General features: G+C 75.6%; 12 protein-coding genes and 1 pseudogene. 6 read left to right on the plus strand and 7 right to left on the minus strand.

Translation table 11 applies throughout. From position 1 onward, the window contains the following. Positions 1 to 5: 5 nt before the first annotated feature. From BM414_RS15470 to BM414_RS15480, 3 genes are read right to left on the minus strand one after another with little or no spacing between them, the layout of a single operon-like run. Positions 6 to 857 carry a putative RNA methyltransferase gene (locus BM414_RS15470; protein WP_425432356.1) on the minus strand — a complete coding sequence of 284 codons (852 nt, stop codon included), beginning with the start codon at positions 855 to 857 and terminating at the stop codon, positions 6 to 8. Positions 858 to 883: 26 nt separating this feature from the next. Further along, complete coding sequence (locus tag BM414_RS15475; RefSeq protein ID WP_093580594.1) at positions 884 to 2104, minus strand: MFS transporter; 1221 nt, start codon at positions 2102 to 2104, stop codon at positions 884 to 886. Next, the gene (locus BM414_RS15480) at positions 2101 to 2604 is read right to left on the minus strand and encodes a metallophosphoesterase family protein (protein ID WP_093580596.1); all 504 of its coding nucleotides are present in this window, start codon (positions 2602 to 2604) and stop codon (positions 2101 to 2103) included. The genes BM414_RS15475 and BM414_RS15480 overlap by 4 nt, the downstream gene beginning before the upstream one ends. 78 nt (positions 2605 to 2682) lie before the next feature. On the opposite strand from BM414_RS15480, the pseudogene BM414_RS30840 reads away from it, so the two are divergent. After that, positions 2683 to 2895 (plus strand): annotated as a pseudogene (locus tag BM414_RS30840) (MFS transporter); the annotation flags it as partial. A 406-nt stretch (positions 2896 to 3301) separates the two neighbouring features. Here the strand turns inward: BM414_RS30840 and BM414_RS15490 are convergent. From BM414_RS15490 to BM414_RS15500, 3 genes are all read right to left on the minus strand, one after another. Next, entirely contained in the window at positions 3302 to 4264 is a 963-nt protein-coding gene (locus BM414_RS15490) for a cytochrome c oxidase assembly protein (protein WP_093580598.1), read from the minus strand. Positions 4265 to 4333: 69 nt separating this feature from the next. Beyond that, positions 4334 to 5263, minus strand: coding sequence for a cation diffusion facilitator family transporter (locus BM414_RS15495; RefSeq protein WP_093580600.1), 930 nt, complete (start codon positions 5261 to 5263; stop codon positions 4334 to 4336). 148 nt (positions 5264 to 5411) lie between these two features. Further along, positions 5412 to 6755: a M23 family metallopeptidase gene (locus BM414_RS15500; protein ID WP_093580602.1), complete on the minus strand. Its 1344-nt coding sequence runs from the start codon at positions 6753 to 6755 to the stop codon at positions 5412 to 5414. A gap of 299 nt (positions 6756 to 7054) precedes the next feature. Between BM414_RS15500 and BM414_RS15505 the strand changes: the two genes are divergently transcribed. The 5 genes from BM414_RS15505 (at position 7055) to BM414_RS15525 (ending at position 13369) form a co-directional block, all read left to right on the plus strand. Then, positions 7055 to 8236, plus strand: coding sequence for an alcohol dehydrogenase catalytic domain-containing protein (locus BM414_RS15505; RefSeq protein ID WP_093580604.1), 1182 nt, complete (start codon positions 7055 to 7057; stop codon positions 8234 to 8236). Positions 8237 to 8434: 198 nt separating this feature from the next. Beyond that, a complete protein-coding gene (locus BM414_RS15510) occupies positions 8435 to 9649 on the plus strand; it encodes an MFS transporter (RefSeq protein ID WP_093580606.1) in 1215 nt (404 codons plus the stop codon). 38 nt (positions 9650 to 9687) lie between these two features. Beyond that, complete coding sequence (locus tag BM414_RS15515) at positions 9688 to 10578, plus strand: aldo/keto reductase family oxidoreductase (protein WP_093580608.1); 891 nt, start codon at positions 9688 to 9690, stop codon at positions 10576 to 10578. A gap of 164 nt (positions 10579 to 10742) precedes the next feature. Further along, positions 10743 to 11726, plus strand: a complete 984-nt coding sequence (locus tag BM414_RS15520; protein ID WP_093580610.1) for a glycosyltransferase family 2 protein — start codon at positions 10743 to 10745, stop codon at positions 11724 to 11726. Between the two features lie 56 nt (positions 11727 to 11782). Further along, on the plus strand, positions 11783 to 13369 hold the full coding sequence (locus tag BM414_RS15525; RefSeq protein WP_139245876.1) for a GMC family oxidoreductase N-terminal domain-containing protein: 1587 nt from the start codon (positions 11783 to 11785) through the stop codon (positions 13367 to 13369). On the opposite strand, the gene BM414_RS15530 is transcribed toward BM414_RS15525, so the two are convergent. After that, the gene (locus BM414_RS15530; RefSeq protein WP_217644740.1) at positions 13366 to 14637 is read right to left on the minus strand and encodes a D-arabinono-1,4-lactone oxidase; all 1272 of its coding nucleotides are present in this window, start codon (positions 14635 to 14637) and stop codon (positions 13366 to 13368) included. The genes BM414_RS15525 and BM414_RS15530 overlap by 4 nt on opposite strands. Between the last annotated feature and the right edge of the window lie 81 nt (positions 14638 to 14718).

Here is a 14718-nt window from a genome sequence, read left to right on the forward strand (position 1 = left end):
GGCCGTCACGGCCGGGCCCCTCCGGCGTCCGCGGGGACCGTCCAGGTCGTGACGTCGACGGCGAGGGTCGCGCGCACCCGCGGCGGCAGTGCGGCGACCGCGGCCGCCAGCCGCTCCGGCGTCAGGTGCCGGGCGTGCGGGCCCATCCCCACCACCGTGGCCACCGTGCCGCGGTCCAGGTCGAGCTCCTCGCGGTGCCGCACCCGCCCGGCCGGGACCAGGTGCGGCTCGAGGGACGCCGCCAGCCGGGCCTCCTTGTCCGGGTCCACCCGGAGCAACCCCAGCGGCCGCACGAGCTCGGCCAGGTGGTCGGGCGCGGGGGTGACCACCACGAGCCGGCCGCCGGGCCGGAGCACCCGGGCGGTCTCCGGGCCGTTGCGCGGGGCGAAGACCACCGTCGCCCGGTCGACGGCGGCGTCGCGGACGGGCAGCCGCGCCCAGGTGTCGGCGACGACCGCGAGGACCCGGGGCGACATCCCGGCCGCGCGGCGGGCCGCGTAGCGCGAGGAGTCGAGGACCACGCCCACGGCGCCCGGCAGCCGGTCGAGGACGCCCGCCAGGTGGTGTCCCGTGCCGCCGCCGAGGTCGAGGACGGCGTCCACCGGCCCCTCCCCCGCGGCCACCGCGTCGGCCAGCACCCGGGTCAGCCCGGCGTACGTGCCGGCGGCGAGGACCTCCGCGCGGTCGGCGACCATCGCGGCGGTGTCACCGGTGGGCGGCGTGTGCCCGGGCGGCAGCAGCGTCACGTGCCCCTGCCGCGCCCGGTCGAAGGAGTGGCCGGCGGGACAGCGAAGGCCGGCGTCCCCGGGCAGGGCCGACAGCGGCGCACCGCAGACCGGGCAGGCAAGCAGGGCCACCGCCCGCGGCGGCCACGGCCGACGGCTCACCGGGCGTCCGCGATGGCGGCAGTCCGCTCGGCCACTCGGCCGGGGACGACGGCGACGGCGACCGCGGCGGCGACCGCGCCCAGCGCGAAGGCCGCGCCGTAGCCGGGGCCGCTGTCGGCCAGCAGCGCCGCCAGCGGGAGGGTCAGGGCGGCCGCCAGGTTCTGGGCGGTGTTGTGCGCCCCCAGCGCCCGCCCGGCCCACGCACTCCCGGCCTGCTCGGCCACCGAGGTGAACGCCACCCCGTTCGGGCTGACCGTGGCGATCGCCGCGAGGGCGACTGCCGCCGCGGCTGCCGCAGACCCGAGGACGTCCGGTGTCAGGGCGGCGACGACGGCCAGCAGTCCGACGACCGCCGCGACCGCGACCGCCACCTGCCGCAGGGGCCCGAGCCGGCTGCCCACCCGGTCCGACCACGCACCCGCACCCAGCCGCGCGGCGACGCCGCCGATCTGGGTTACCGCCAGCAGGGTGCCGGCCCCGGCCGCGCTCCAGCCCGCCTCGCGTACCAGCCAGTCGAAGGCGAGCCCGGCGACGGCGAACTGCGGCACCACCAGCAGCGTGCTGGCCGCGTGCACCCGCCACAGGACGGGGCTGCGGTAGGGCGAGGCCGGCCGCGGCGCGCCGTCGGTCCGCGGGGGCCTGCCGGGGTCGCGGACCAGCAGGCCCACGAGGACCGCGGTGACCGCGCACCCGGCCGCCAGGAACGCGAAGGCGCCGCCGGGACCGTCGGCCGCCAGCCGCGGGAGCGTCAGGGCGGCCAGGCCGACGCCCAGCGGCTGCCCGGCCTGCCGGATGCCCATCGCCAGCCCGCGCTGCTCGGGTGGGAACCAGCCGAGCACCAGCCGGCCACTGGCGGCGTGCACCGACGCGCTCCCGGCGCCGGCCAGCAGCAGCCACAGGCCGGTCGGCACGGCGGCGTCGGCCAGGGCGGCCCCGGTCAGGGCGCCGGCGGCCACCGCGAGGCCGCAGGAGAGCACGAGGCGCTCGCCGTAGCGGTCGGCGAGGGCTCCCCAGGCGAGCAGCGCGCAGACCAGGCCGGCGGTGGGCGCGGCGACCAGGAGGCCGACCTGCGGCAGGGTGAGCCCCTCCCCGCGCAGCGCCACGGTAAGGAAGGGCAGCCCGTTCTGCGCCGCGCAGGCGGCGACCAGGCCGGTCAGGCCGACGAGCAGGTGGCGCCAGCGGGCGGCGGGCGGGGACGCCGTCGGTACCGCCGTCACCGGGCGACCGGGTGGAGGACCACCTCGGACAGGACCCCGGCGTCGGCCACGGCGGTGAGGAAGGTGCCGGTGGGCTGCCGCCGCCGGTCGGTGGGCGAGCCGGGGTTGAGCAGCCGCAGGCCGGTCGCGGTGGTGGTGTCCCACGGGATGTGGCTGTGGCCGAAGAAGAGGACGTCGGTGTCGGGGAACCGGTCGGCGCAGCGGCGTTCCCGGCCCTTGGCGTCGCCGGTCTCGTGGACGACGGCGACGCGCAGGCCGCCGACCTCGGCACGCGCCACCTCCGGCAGCCGCTCGCGCAGCGGCCCGTGGTCGTTGTTGCCGTACACGGCGAGCAGGCCGCGGGCGCGGGACTCCAGCGCGTCGAGCAGGGCGACGTCGACCCAGTCGCCGGCGTGCACGACGAGGTCGGCGGCCTCGATCGCGGCCCACAGGGCATGAGGCAGGTCACGTGCCCGCTTGGGGAGGTGCGTGTCGGCGGTCACCACCAGCGATACGGCCACGTCCCCATGGTCGCAGGGGGCTGGGTTGCTCCCTCGGCCGACGATCTCGGCCCCTGCACTCCACCCCCGAAGGACCTCATGACCCACCCGTCGTCCACCCCTGCGGCCGGGCCGGACACCCCGGCCGCGGAGCCCTACGAGAAGCGCTGGCCGGCCCTCGGCGTCATCGCGGTGACCGTCCTGCTGGTCGTCCTCGACGCCACGATCGTCGACATCGCGCTGCCCGCCGTGTCCGCCGACCTGGGCATCACCCCGGCGACCCAGCAGTGGATCGTCACCGCCTACACGCTGACCTTCGGCGGCTTCCTGTTGCTCGGCGGCCGCATCGCCGACTTCTGGGGCCGCGAGCGCACCCAACCTGGTCGGCGCGGCCGGGTTCGCCGTCGCCTCGGCACTCGGCGGCCTGGCGCAGGACGAGGCCATGCTCTTCGGCGCCCGCGCGCTGCAGGGCGTCTTCGGCGCGCTGCTGGCGCCGGCTGGGCGGCGGCGCTGCTCGTCGTCGGCGCCCTCGTCGCCGGGCTCCTCGTCGAGGCGACCAAGGACGACATCCCGGCCGGCGACGGCCCCGTCCACGTCGGGTGGGTCCGCTCACCTCGGCGCCCGCGTCCTCGGCCGGGGGCGCGGGCGCCGTCGTGTCAGGCAGCCGGCGTGTCAGGAGCCGTCGGGGCAGGAGCCGTCGGGGCAGGAGCCCGTCGGGTCAGGAGCCGGAGCGGGCCGCCAGTTGCCGGAGGCGGGCGTTGTAGGCCTCGAGCTCGGCGTCGTCCGTGCGGACGGCGGCCCGGTCCATCCGGCGGCCGCGGCGGTCCTCCGAGCCCATCCAGCTGGCGAGCACGACGAGCATCACCAGCACGGTCGGCACCTCGCCGAAGGACCAGGCGATGCTGCCGGCGGTGTTCTGGTCGGCCAGCGGGTCCACGCCCCAGCCGGCGGGCGAATCGGCGAACGTCCGCACCACCAGCGCCGACGACATCATGATCGCGACGCCGAAGAAGGCGTGCAGCGGCATCGGGATCAGCAGCTCGAGCATCCGGCCGCCGTGACCCACCTGCCGCGGCCACGGGTCCTGGGCGAGGATCGGGCCGAAGAACAGCAGCCCGGTGACGGTGAAGTGGGCGAGCATGAACTGGTGGCCGAACGGGTCGCTCATCAGCGCGTCGAAGACGGGCGTGAAGTAGACGCCGTAGAGGCTGACCAGGAACAGCGGCAGGGTGAAGGCCGGGTGCGACACGAAGCGCGCGACCCGGCTGTGCAGGGCGTCGAGCAGCAGCGCCCGCGGGACGCCGGCCACTCCCCTGCCCCGTGGCAGGGACCGCAGCGCCAGCGTCACCGGCCGGCCGAGCAGCATCAGCAGCGGCGCCACCATCGACAGCACCATGTGCTGGGCCATGTGCACGCTGAACAGCACCATGCTGTAGCCGTTGAGCCAGGTGCCGGTGACGGCGAACAGGGACAGGCAGCCGGCCACCCACGACGCCGTCCGCCACCACGGCCAGGCCACCCCGGAGCGGCGCAGGCGGACGAGGCCGACGGCGTAGGCCAGCACGCCGAGCAGCGCCAGGACCGGCAGCACCGACCACGCGTCGAGGTGGGGCAGGAACACCCGTCCCCACGTGGGTGGCTCGCCGGGCACCCACATGCCCGAGTGGTGCCCGTGCTCCACCTGCGCCTCCAGTCCGGTCGTCGTGCGCTCCCCACTGTCCCACCGGCGGGAGCGCCCTGGGTCGTGACCTCAATCGTGGACGGGGGCCTCGTGGCCGGCGTGCGTCTCGGCCTCGAGCTGGAAGGTGCAGTGGGCGACGTCGAAGTGGTCGCCCAGGCAGGTGCCGAGCGCGTCGAGGACCCGGCCGCCGTGGCCGGCCGCCAGCGCCTCGTCAGTGACGACGACGTGCGCCGAGAGCACCGGCAGCCCCGAGGTGATCGTCCAGGCGTGCAGGTCGTGGACGCCGATGACGCCCTCCACGCCGAGGAGGTGCGCCCGGACCTCGTCGAGGTCGACGTCGCGCGGGGCGGCCTCGAGCAGCACGTCGAGGGACTCGCGCAGCAGTGCCCAGGCCCGCGGCAGCACCAGGCAGCCGATGAGCAGCGCGGCGATCGTGTCGGCCGGCGTCCACCCGGTGAGCGCGACGACGCCGGCGGCGACGAGGACGGCCACCGAGCCGAGCGCGTCGCCGAGCACCTCGAGGTGCGCGCCGCGGACCGCGAGCGAGCCGCGGCGGCCGCGGTGCAGCAGCGCCAGCCCGGTGAGGTTGGCGGCCAGGCCGACGGCGGCCACGGCGAGGACGACCCCGGAGGAGATCTCCGGCGGGTCGCCGATCCGGCGCACCGCCTCGACCACCACCACCACCGCGACACCGGCGAGCAGCAGCCCGTTGGCCACCGAGGCGAGGATCTCCACCCGCTGCCAGCCGAAGGTGCGCCGTCCGCGGGCGGGCCGCTGGGCCAGCGTCACCGCGCCGAGCGCCAGGCCCACACCGAGCGCGTCGGTGGCCATGTGCCCGGCATCGGCGAGCAGCGCGAGCGACCCGGAGACCAGCGCGCCGACGACCTCGGCGACGAGGACCGCCAGCGTCAGTCCGAGGACGACGGCCAGCCGCCCGCGGGACGCGCCCGCGGCGGTGCCGTGCCCGTGCGAGTGGCCGTGCGCGTGCCCGGCTCCCATCGGCCCACCTCCCCCCGCAGTGTCCTCCCGACGGCGGCGCCCCCTGCCCGGACCTGCCGGGAGGGGGCGCCGTCGTGGTCCTGCTGGCGGCCCCGCTGCAGGGTCCCGCCCCGAGCCTGCGAGGGGTGGGGGGCAGCGGGGTCCTCACTCAGATGGCGACGCCGCGGTCGCGCAGCCACGGGATGGGGTCGATCTTCTCGCCGCCGAGGCCGCCGACGTGCACCTCGAAGTGCAGGTGCGGACCGGTCGACTGACCGCGGTTGCCCAGCAGCGCGATGGTGTCGCCGGCGCGGACCACCTGGCCGGGCTGCACGAGGACCTCCTCCATGTGCCCGTAGACGGTGACGTCGCCGTTCTCGTGCTGGATGTAGACGACGTTGCCGTAGCCGCTGGCCGGGCCGGCCTCGAGGACGACCCCGTCGGCGGCGGCGTACTCGGGCGTGAGCATGGGGGCGGCGAGGTCGATGCCGGCGTGCAGCGTGCCCCAGCGCGAACCGAAGGAGCTGGTGAGCCGCGCGCCGGCCACGGGCAGGACGGTTCTGGGCCGGGCGGCCTCCGCGGCCGCGGCGGCGGCCGCCTCCAGCACCACCCGGTCGGCGTCGGCCTGGGCCTGGGCGGCCGCGGCCTCCTCCGCCTCGCGGGCGTTGCGGCTGGCGGTCACCTCGCCGAGCAGCGCGGCGTCGGAGCGCAGGGTCGCCGCCTCGGCGGCGGCCGGCAGGTCCTGGTCCCCGATGCCCAGCTCCTCGGCGACGCTCACCGAGTGGCTGACCGCCCCGGGGCCGTCGGCCAGGGCGACGCGGTCGCCGATCGAGGAGCCGACACAGACCGCGCCCACCAGGGCGGCGGCGAGGTAGAACGCCGGGCGGCGGTGCGGCAGCCGCAGCAGCCGGACGATCTGCCGGTGCCGGCCGTGCCCGGCGACGACCGTGACCGGGACCCGTTCGGCCTCGTCGGCGGTGTCGTCGGCGGTGTCGTCGTCGGTGTCGTCGGCGTCCGTGTCATCGACGGTGTCGGTGTCCCCGGGGAGCTCGACGGGGCCGGCCGCGACGGCGGCCAGCGCCTGGGCGTCGGCGGCCTCGGTCAGCTCGGCGAGGTCGGCGGCGGCGGTCACCGGCTCGGCCGGGCACACCTCCCGGACGACGACGTCGCCGGTGACGACCACGCCGCCGGTCACGACCACGTCGCCGGTGACGACGACGTTGCCGGTCAGGACGACGGTGCGGACCTCGAGGTCGGCGGCGGGTGCCGGAGCGGCGGCGGTGCGCCGGTGGGGCGTCGGCCGCGGCCGGGGGCTCGGACGGCGGGCGGGACGGGACTCCCCTGTCGGCGACGTCTCCCCGTGACGTCGGTAGGGGGTGGGCCTCGAGGCCTCCGCGGCGTCAGCGGGTCGCCGGTCGGGCGACGCCGCCGCTGCCTTCCGGAGGGGGGTGCCGGCCGCGGTGTCCGCAGTCGTCCCTCCGTCGAGGAGGCGGTCGGGGTGGAGCTCGGTCATGCACCTGACTTCCGTCGGGGACAGGGACGTGTGCTGGTGCCCGGGGGAGCGGGCGGGGCCCATGTAAACACGCCGTGACCGTTACGTGATCTGGAGACGTGGGTACGGAGGTCGGTCGTGTGGCACGGGCCACAGAGCTGCACCGATGTCATTCGACACCACGTCGAACAAGTGTCACGCAGCGTGAGGGACGCGCCGGTTGAGCGTTGAACCAGGGGCGATCAGGCCCACACCGGGCACGAGGTCCCTGGACACCCCGTCCGGCCCCGCCCCTGCACACGATCCGAGGAGAGGTTCTCGTGCGCGCAGTCACCTGGCACGGACGTGCCGACGTACAGGTCGACACCGTCCCCGACCCGACGCTGCAGGAGGACACCGACGTCATCGTCGAGGTCACCTCGAGCGGGATCTGCGGATCCGACCTGCACCTGATCGAGGTGATGGCGCCGTTCATGACGAAGGGCGACGTCATGGGCCACGAGCCGATGGGTGTCGTCCGCGAGGTCGGCTCCGCGGTGACCGCCGTGAAGCCCGGGGACCGCGTCGTCGTGCCGTTCAACATCTCGTGCGGCAGCTGTTGGATGTGCTCGCAGGGCCTGCAGTCGCAGTGCGAGACCACGCAGAACCGCGAGAAGGGCTTCGGTGCCTCGCTGTTCGGCTACACGAAGCTCTACGGGCAGGTGCCGGGCGGTCAGGCCGAGTACCTGCGGGTGCCCTTCGGCAACACGCTGCCGATCAAGGTCCCGGAGGGCGCGCCCGACGACCGGTTCGTCTACCTCTCCGACGTCCTGCCCACCGCGTGGCAGGCCGTCCAGTACGCCGCGACGCCGCCCGGCGGCACGCTGCTGGTGCTGGGGCTCGGGCCGATCGGCGACATGTGCACCCGCATCGCCCACCACCTGGGCATCGAGGAGGTCTACGCCTCCGACGTCGTCCCGGAGCGGCTCGCCCGCGCCGCCACGCGCGGCACGAACGTCATCCGCACGACCAAGAAGGACGACGTCGTCCAGGCGATCCAGGAGGCGACCGCCGGCCGCGGCGCCGATGCCGTGATCGACGCGGTGGGCATGGAGGCGCACGGCTCCCCGCTGGCCAGCATGGCGCAGAAGGCCACCGCCGTCGTGCCCGACGCGATCATGGAGCGGGTCATGCAGGTGGCCGGCGTCGATCGCCTGGCCGCGCTGAACACCGCCATCGACGCGGTGCGCCGCGGCGGGACGATCTCGCTGTCGGGCGTCTACGGCGGGGCCACCGACCCGCTGCCGCTCATGCGGATGTTCGACAAGCAGATCCAGCTGCGGATGGGCCAGGCGAACGTGTGGCGCTGGGTGCCCGACATCCTGCCGCTGCTGGTCGACGGCGACCCGCTCGGCGTCGACGACTTCGCCACCCACCGCGTGCCGCTCGAGCAGGCGCCGCAGGCGTACACCGACTTCCGGGAGAAGAAGGACGGCGCGGTCAAGGTGCTGCTGCAGCCCTGACCGGACTGTGACCACACCCACCGACCGTGCGGGGCATGTCCCGCACGGTCGGTGCCTTGCCCCTCGGTAGTACGCCTCTCGGTAGTACTGCCCCTCGGTAGTACTGCCCCTCGGTAGTACTGGCCCTCGGGCAGGACCATCCCGGACGACGACGTCCGCGCTCCCCCCGTCCGTCTCGTCGTCCCCCTGGAGTCCCCCGTGCCCCGTGGCCTGCTCGCGCTCGCGATCGGCGCCTTCGGCATCGGCACCACCGAGTTCGTCGTCATGGGCATGCTGCCCGAGATCGCCGACGGCCTCGGCGTCTCGGTGTCCGCGGTCGGCCTGCTCATCTCGGCCTACGCGGTCGGTGTCGTCCTCGGCGCACCGACGCTCACCGCGCTCGGCGTGCGCTTCTCGCCCCGCCAGACCCTGGTGGCGCTGATGGTCGTGTTCGTCGTCGGCAACGCCCTGTCAGCGGTGGCCCCCACCTACGAGACCCTCGCCGCGGCGCGGGTGCTCACCGCGCTGGCGCACGGGTCGTTCTTCGGCGTCGGCGCGGTCGCCGCGCGCACGCTGGTCCCGCCGGAGCGGGCCACGCAGGCCATCTCGCTGATGATGGTCGGGCTCACGCTGGCCAACGTGGTCGGCGTCCCGCTGGGGACCTTCGTCGCCCAGCAGCTGAGCTGGCGCCTGGTGCTCGGCGCGATCGCCGTCATCGGCCTGGTCACCATCGCCGGGCTGCTCGCCTGGCTGCCCGCCGGCACCGGGGAGCGCGGCGACCTGCGCGCCGAGCTCGCCGCCTTCCGGCGCGGTCAGGTGTGGCTGGTGCTCGGCCTGACGATGGTCGGCTTCGCCGCGCTGTTCTCCGTCTACAGCTACGTCAGCCCGATCCTCACCGACCTCGCCGGCATCCCCGAGGGCTGGGTGACCCCGGTCCTCGCGCTGTTCGGCGTGGGCACCACCGTGGGCACGCTGGCCGGGGGCCGCCTCGGCGACCGGTTCGGCTGGTCCTTCGTCGTCGCCGGGCTGCTCACCACCGCGGCGCTGCTGGCAGCCTTCGCCGTCCTGGCCCGGTCCCCCGTCGCCGCGGTGGTCCTGCTGGTGCTGTTCGGCACCGTGGCCTTCGCGATGGGACCGGTCGTGCAGAACGGCGTCATCGAGGCCGCGCGCGTGCGCGGCGGCAGCCTGGTGTCTGCGGCCAACCAGGCGGCGTTCAACGTGGCCAACGCCGTCGGCGCCGCACTGGGCGCGCTGGTCATCTCCCTCGACCTGGGCTACACCGCGCCGATGTGGGTCGGCGCCGTCCTGGCACTGGCGGGCAGTGGGCTCGCCCTCGTGGCCCGGCGGTCCGACCGGCGGGAGACCGCACGGGTGGCCGCCGACGTCAGCGCCTGGCGGACCGAGGTGGCCGGCCGGCTGGACCGGGCGGCCTGAACCCGGGTTCGATCGCGCACGACGGGTAGGAGGCGGTCGTGACGACGACCGCCGAGAGGTCAGGGCGGTTCACCCTCGGGGACCGCACGGTCAACCGGCTCGGCTACGGCGCGATGCAGCTGGCCGGCCCCCACGTGATGGGCCCGCCGGCCGACCGCGACGCCGCCGTCGCCGTGCTGCGCCGGGCCGTGGAGCTCGGCGTGGACCACATCGACACCAGCGACTACTACGGCCCGCACGTGACCAACGAGGTCATTCGGGAGGCGCTGCACCCCTATCCCGAGCAGCTGACCATCGTCACCAAGGTCGGCGCGCGGCGGACGCCGGAGGGCGAGTGGCCCGAGGCCCTGTCCCCCGACGAGCTCGAGCAGGCCGTGCACGACAACCTCGACCACCTCGGCGTCGACGTGATCGACGTGGTCGACCTGCGGATGCCCGGGTTCGCCGCACCGGTGGAGCGCTCGCTCGCCGAGCCGTTCCAGGCGCTGGCCGAGCTGCAGCAGCAGGGCCTGATCCGCCACCTCGGCGTCTCCGACGTGACGACGCAGCAGTTCGCCGAGGCGCGGTCGATCGCGCCGGTGGTGTGCGTGCAGAACCACTACGACCTCGTGCACCGCGACGACGACCCGATGGTCGACGCGCTGGCCCGCGAGGGGATCGCCTACGTGCCGTTCTTCCCGCTGGGCGGCTTCACGCCCCTGCAGTCGGCGGCGCTGGAGACGGTGGCGCGGCGGCTGGAGACCACGCCGATGCAGGTGGCGCTGGCCTGGCTGCTGGCGCGCTCGCCGAACGTCCTGCTCATCCCGGGGACGTCGTCGGTGGCGCACCTGGAGGAGAACCTGCAGGCCGCCGCACGCGTGCTCGGGCCGGCCGAGATGGCCGAGCTCGACCGCATCGGCGGCACCGGGGAGCCCGAGGTCGACCTCTGAGGCGCGGGGTCCCGATCCCGGCCGGCAGCGGTCAGGGGGACGGCCGGGAACTGCCGGGGGATGCGATCGAGGCCGGATCGGCGCCTCGACCTGCTACTTTGCGCCTCCTGGCGGTGCAGCGTCGCACCTTCCGGTCCTGGTCGTCCCCGCACTCGAGAGGCAGCATGCCGACGCAGCACAACGCCACGAGCCCGTCCGCCGACGTCGTGATCTGCGCCTACACCGAGGACCGGTGGGACATGCTCTGCCAAGCGGTCGCCTCCGTGCAGGCGCAGTCGGTGGCCCCCCGCACCGTCCTCGTGTGCGTCGACCACAACGACGCCCTCCACAGCCGCTGTCTCGAGCGGTGGGGCGAGGACCCACAGGACGGACGGCCGCCGGTGCGCGTGCTGCGCAACCGGTTCGCCGGCCGGCTCGGCTCCGCCCGCAACACCGCCGTCGAGCAGGTCACCGCCGATGTCGTCGCCTTCCTCGACGACGACGCGGAAGCCGCTCCGACGTGGCTGGAGACGCTGCTGCGGGTGTACCAGGAGGACCCCGCGGCGGTGGCCGTGGGCGGCGCGCCGCTGCCCAACCACACCATCGACCGGCCGGGCTGGTTCCCCCACGAGTTCGACTGGGTGTTCGGTTGCCATTACCGGGGACTCCCCGAGGAGCTGGCGCCGGTCCGGCACCTGATCGGGGCCAGCATGTCGGTGCGCACCGACGCGCTGTGGGCCGTCGGCGGCTTCCACTCCGACAAGCACGACGACATGGACCTGTCCCACCGGGTGGCGGCGGCCCACGGCGCGGGATCGGTCCTCTACCAGCCGAAGGCGCAGGTCTTCCACGTCGTGCACCCGGAGCGACTCACCTGGGGCTACTTCTGGCGGCGCTGCTACTGGATCAACCGGGGCAAGGTGCGGGCCTTCGCCGACATGGGCGACGCCGGCAACATCACCGCCGAGCTGCAGTTCGCCCGTCAGATGGCCACCAGCGTCGTCCGCGAGCTCCTGCGCGCGATCCGCGGGGACGTCGACGCGCTGCGCCGTGCGGGGGCGATCGTCGCCGGACTCGGCGTGGCCGGCCTCGGCCACCTCCGGGGCAGGCTCGAGCTGCGGACGGGCCGGCTGCCGGTCTCCCTCACCACCGGTCTCGACCCGAGGTGACTCCGGGGACCACCCACCTGGTCGTCGGCTCGGGTCCCTCCGCGGCGGCAGTGACCATGGCCCTCTCCGAGCGGCCGGACCACTCCGTCACCGTCCTCGACCTCGGGACGCGGCTCGAGGAGGGGCACCGGGCTGCCCGGGACCGCCTCGCGGCGGCTGGACCGGACACCTGGGCTCCGGACGACCTCGACGTCGTCACCCGCCGCGCGACCACCGCGGGGGCGTCCGGGGTCGTGCCGCAGAAGCGCTCCTACGGCTCGTCCTACCCCTTCCGGGACCTCGGTCAGACCACCGGGATCACCGGCTCGCCGGGCACCAACCTCGACGTGGCCTCCTCCGCCTACGGCGGCTTCTCCACGGTGTGGGGCGCGCAGGTGATGCCCTTCGCCCGGAGCACCTTCGACCGCTGGCCGGTCTCCTGGGCCGACATGGCGCCGCACTACCGGGCGGTGCTGGCGGAGGTCCCGCTCGCCGGCGACAACGACGACCTGGCCGAGCTCTTCCCGCTCATCGCGCCCACGAGCCCGCTGCCTCCGCTCGGCGCCCGCGCCACGGCGGTGCTCCGGCGTTACGAGCGGTCCCGGGACGACCTGCGCGCCCGCGGCGTCACCGTGGGACGGGCACGGCTGGCCTTCGCCGCCCACGGGTGCGTCCGCTGCGGGCTGTGCATGACCGGGTGCCCGTACCAGCTGATCTACAGCGCCGCCCAGACCATGGACCGCCTGCGGCGGCGCCCCAACGTCCGGGTCCTCGACTCGCTGCTCGTCGAGCGCATCGGCCAGGACGGCGACCGGGCTGTGGCCTCCTGCCGCGACGTGCGGACCGGGCAGCGACTCGAGTTCTCCGCCGATCGTCTCTTCGTCGGAGCCGGCGGGCTGGGTACCACGCGCCTGGTGCTGGGCTCCCTCGCGGCGCCCCCGTCCAGCCTGGACATGGCCGAGTCGCTCCAGTTCGTCGTCCCGTTCGTGTCCGCGAGGCCGGTCGAGGACCCCCGGGGACCCGCGGTGCGCGACTTCACGCTGAACCAGGTCAACGTCCTCCTGCACTTCGACGACGACGGCCACACGACCTCGCAGGTGCACTGGTACCCCTACAACCCGGCCTACGTCGACGCGCTGCCGGCTCCGCTGCGCCGCCCGTGGGCCGCTCCGGCCGCACGCCAGGTGCTGCGCCGGCTGTCGGTGGGCTTCGGTTACCTGCCGTCCTGGGCGTCGCCGCCGATCCGCGTCGTCCCCCGTCCCGGTGCCGGCGGCGGTCTTCCGGACCTGGACGTCGGTCGTCCGCCCGGGACCGGGCGTCCCGAGCTGCTGGACAGGGCACTGCGCCGGCTGCTGCGCGTGGCGCCCCGGCTGGACCTCTGGCCGCTGCTCTCCCACGTCGCGGTGTCCGGGGCGGGGAAGAGCTACCACTTCGGGGGCTCGTTCCCCCACCGGGCCGGCAGCCGGCAGGTCGCCGGGATCGGCACCGACCGCTGGGGGCGGCTGCCGGACTGGGACCGGGTGCACCTCGTCGACGGGTCCGTCCTGCCATCGATCCCGTCGACCACGTTCACGTTGACCGTGATGGCCAACGCCCACCGCATCGCCAGCGGGGTCCTCGCCGGGCAGGCACCCGTCGACCCTCGACCGGGGGCGGCGCTCTAGGGAGCGACCGCGCCTGCGCTCCGTGCCGGGCCGGCCGGTGCACGGCGGCGACGGTCGTCGCTGGTCCGCCCGAGCACCCGGTCGAGGTGGGCGTTGGCGAACACGCCGGCCGGGTCGAGCCGCTCCCGCAGCGCGGTGAACTCGCCCAAGCGCGGGTAGCGGCCGGCCAGGGCGGCGGCGTCGAGGCCGTGCAGCTTGCCCCAGTGCGGGCGCCCGCCGGCCGCGCCGGCGATCGCCTCGAACGCCGCGAAGTACCGGCCCGGCTCGCTGCGGGCGGGCACGTGGACGGCGACGTAGGCGGTGTCGCGCCCCGAGGCGGTGGACAGCGGGACGTCGTCGGCCGCGGCCACCCGCACCTCCACCGGGAACGGCACCCGCTCCGGCCCGGCGTCGACCACCCGCCGCAGCTCGGCCAGCACCTCGGGCGCCGCCTCCCGCGGGACCGCGTACTCCATCTCCCGGAACCGCACCCGGCGGCGGGAGACGAAGACCCGGTGCGCGACGTCGGTGTAGGTGCGCGCACCCAGCGCCCCGGCGGAGAAGCGGGCCAGCTGCGGCACCAGCGCCGGCACCCGGCGGCCGGCGGCGACGACGGCGGCGAAGCCCACGTTGGCGAGCACCTCGTCGTCCCAGAACGCGCGGGCCCGGCCGAGCGGGGCGGCCTGCTCCAGCGGCACCCGGGTGTTGCGCTTGGTCAGGCAGCGGTCGGTCTGCGGGAACCAGTAGAACTCGACGTGGTCGGTGGCGGTCACGACCTCGTCGAAGGCGTCGAGCAGGTCCGGCAGCCGGGCCGGCCCCTCCTCCGCGCGCAGGGCGAACGCCGGCACCGCCTGCAGCGTCACCGTGCTCAGCACACCGAGCGCGCCGAGGCCGATGCGGGCGGCGGAGAACACGTCGGGCTGCTCGCCGGGCGAGCAGCGCAGCACGGTGCCGTCGGCGAGGACGAGCTCGAGTGCCCGCAGCTGGGTGGCCAGGCCGCCGAAGCGGGCGCCGGTGCCGTGGGTCCCGGTGGACAGCGCGCCGGCGACGGTCTGCCGGTCGACGTCGCCGAGGTCGGTCAGCGCCCAGCCGCGGGCGGACAGCTCGGCGTTCAGGCGGTGCAGCGGCATCCCGGCCTGCACGGTCACCAGCCCGTCGCCGTCGACCCCGACCAGCTCCGCGTGCCGGTGCAGCGCCAGGGCGACGTCCTCCGGGCGGCCGATCCCGTTGAACGAGTGCCCGCTGCCCAGCGCGGTGACCCGCAGGCCCGCCGCCGCGGCCGCCCGCACCTCCGCGGCGATGGCCTCCGCCCCGGCCGGGGCGACGAGGTCAGCCCGGCCGCCCGCTGGTCGCCCGCCCAGTTGCGCCAG

The organism is Geodermatophilus amargosae, assembly GCF_900116515.1.
Taxonomy (GTDB): Bacteria; Actinomycetota; Actinomycetes; order Mycobacteriales; family Geodermatophilaceae; genus Geodermatophilus; species Geodermatophilus amargosae.